The following is a 2,696-nucleotide window of genomic DNA, read 5'->3' on the forward strand; positions in this document are numbered from 1 at the left end:
ACGCCAGATCAATGCGCTGAGGATCGTTTCGACGGTCTCGTTGCGCCTGTCGCAGGATTGCAGCGCTGTTTCGATCCGCCCAAGTGCAACAGGGTCATCCTCTTGCAGAAGGTCGTGAAGGGTTTCCGACATTATGGCAGTTTAGGACATTTAAACCGAAAAGGCCAATCCGGCACGGATTTGCAAAAAGCCGGGGGAGACGCCAGCCCTTTGCATTTCGTGGTGCAGGTGAGCGCGGAGGGCTCTGAGTGCAATGTCCGTTGAGTCCGATTTTACCGATGCTGCGTCGGCTACGAGCGGCAGGAAAGCGTAGTAAGCGCCTTTGCAAGCGGTTGGGTTCGAGCGCCTCCGGGCGTACGGCTGTGCCCCGCCCAATGGCGAGCCGCAGCCCCAGGCCACCCGCCGATTACGCGCGACGCGCGGCGCTCAACTTCCCGATAGGCCGTAGGCGTCGACGAACAGGGACGAAACATGTGGCCGGTCCCCCCTCGCCATCTCCGCGTCCAAAAAGATCGTCGCGAAGTGCCGGAAGAACGTTTCGTGTTGCCCTTCAGTTCGCTCCCGCATGTCAGACAGCATGTCCTGTGGGAGACCTTCTTCCAATAAACGGCGGGCCACGAAAATCCGGTCAGCATAGGCCGGATGGCCGATGATCCGGCTCTTCCCGCCCTCCCGGCCGTCGAGCGCGTTGCACACCCCCTCGACCATCCTGAAGACTCTCAGGACGAAATCTTGGTGGATGAAAGACCGCCCGAGGGACGTCTCTCGCGAGATCGGTTCCTCGTAGGAATTCGCCTCGGCGGCGATGCAGTAGGAATTCATCACGAGCGCAAGCAGATCCGCGTCAAGCTCGGCGAGCTGGAAGCGCGAGAAACGCGTGTCGACGACCATGCGAGGATCGGGGTCATTGCTGTCGAGGTGCCCGAGGCAAATGTGCGAGAGCTCATGCGCGGCGATGAACCTGAAGCCATGGCTGCGATACTGTGACGTCTGCCATAGAGACTCCTGCGGAAATCGGCCCTCGCGCGTCCGATAGGTCATGAGCTTCGTATTGCCGTAGATCACCCCCCGCAGCACGTCGCAGGCATCCGTGAACACCGGGTCGCCATCCGCGATTCGGGACGCCAGCAATTCTTGATTGTAGGCCCTCCTCCCCGAGGTCTCGCAACTCATCGCGAAGAGCCGCGCGAAGGCGCTCAAAAGATAGTACATCGTGATGTTGAAGAAGACGATTGGGGTCTGTGTGTCGGGCAGTAGCTCCACCGTCGCGTTGGCCTCCGCCACCGGCAGGCTCGCCACCGCGACGGTGCGATTGCTCGTTTGAAACACGGACGCATCCACGTCTGCAATGCGCGCCAGTTCCTCGCTGCCTTGCTCGCAGATGTTCCGGCACCACTGCAGGATGTTGTTCGCATAGACGTAGCTCTGCAGATATTCGTGCCGGGTAAACGGCGGATTTGCGACATAAGAAGTCATTGCCAGGACACCGCTTTCCAGCACCTCGGCCTTGCTCTGGAAGCCCTTCACGCGAAACGGCGCGATCAGCGACTGCGCCGCCAGTTGAAGAACAGACCGTCCGTAGCGCAACGTCGGGAGGTCGAGACCGGCGGCCTCGTAGGCTCGGCGCTGCGACCGCGCTATGTATTCCGCGATTTTCGGCTGGGAATCCCGGTTCACCGCTTCCCCTCCCCTGCTTGCGCCGCACGATCAGACGTCGATGGCCACGTATCGGTCTCCGCTTTGTTCGATTAGGGGCGCGGACGTGCCGTCGAACCGTCGCGCCTCTTTCAGCCGACTGATACTGTGGGCCACCTCGTCCGACCCGATTCCGAGAGCCGTGGCAATCTCGTCCACCGACGCGCCGACATTACCGTGTTTCTTGGCCTTGATCAGCACGACCGCGTCGCTGGCATCAAGAGCGATGTGCTTTTTCCGCGCCCGATAGCCAAGGTAGACGAGGGCGCCGGCGAAGGTCATAGGGTCCGGAAATCCCGCCAGAACCGCCGCCGCCGCCGCCGCGCTTTCTTTGAGCAGTTCTACGTCGTCGTCCTGGATCGCGTAATACTTTCTGTCGTCGGTGGGACTGCGGAATAGCGCATCCCGTGAGCTAACCTGCGTCCCGGCGCGCATCCGCTCTGCGACGCAGAGCACGGCGTCGGCGCGAAGCTCCTCGGGCAGTGGCTGCAGCGCCTCGTGAAGTCTAATTTCAATGTTCTCATTAGGCATTTCAAAAACCCAACCCGAATGCAGCCCGCTTCTCCGCGCCATTTTACCGCCGCGGGCTTCCTGTTCAAGGCCGCGCACGCGCCTACGCTCCCGCCGGTTCCACAACCACCTTGCGGGCGTATGGGAGCAAGACCGATGCCTATGCGACCTTCAAAGGGATGCTGGACGGCGGGTAACCCGCCAGACGATTTCGAAGCACTCACGAATGAGGCCATGGGGTCGGCGGAGCGGTTCCAGCGAAGTATCAAGGTCGCTCCGGCTCGCTGAAGGATGACATTGGAGAGGGCTCGAAGAGGGCCGTCTAGCGTGCATTTTTGTTGCGGCACCTACCAACCGTCGCCTGCAATCGCCAAGATGATCTCATCCTGATTGTCGCGCAGCACCCGGAAGGACTGCCCCAATCCGGTGGCTCACTCGATGAAGGCTAGGCTCCGAGGTTACGCAGCCTCCCACCATCGGAATGCCTCAGA

At 61.2% G+C, this 2,696-nt stretch carries 2 protein-coding genes; both read right to left on the reverse strand.

The genetic code is table 11. The annotated features are described in order from the left end of the window. Positions 1 to 426: 426 nt before the first annotated feature. Entirely contained in the window at positions 427 to 1,677 is a 1,251-nt protein-coding gene (locus tag LCF60_RS24245) for a hypothetical protein (protein WP_292295090.1), read from the reverse strand. A 30-nt stretch (positions 1,678 to 1,707) separates the two neighbouring features. Beyond that, on the reverse strand, positions 1,708 to 2,304 hold the full coding sequence (locus tag LCF60_RS24250; RefSeq protein WP_292295091.1) for a hypothetical protein: 597 nt from the start codon (positions 2,302 to 2,304) through the stop codon (positions 1,708 to 1,710). Between the last annotated feature and the right edge of the window lie 392 nt (positions 2,305 to 2,696).

The organism is Marivita sp., from assembly GCF_020055635.1.
Taxonomy (GTDB): domain Bacteria; phylum Pseudomonadota; class Alphaproteobacteria; order Rhodobacterales; family Rhodobacteraceae; genus Marivita.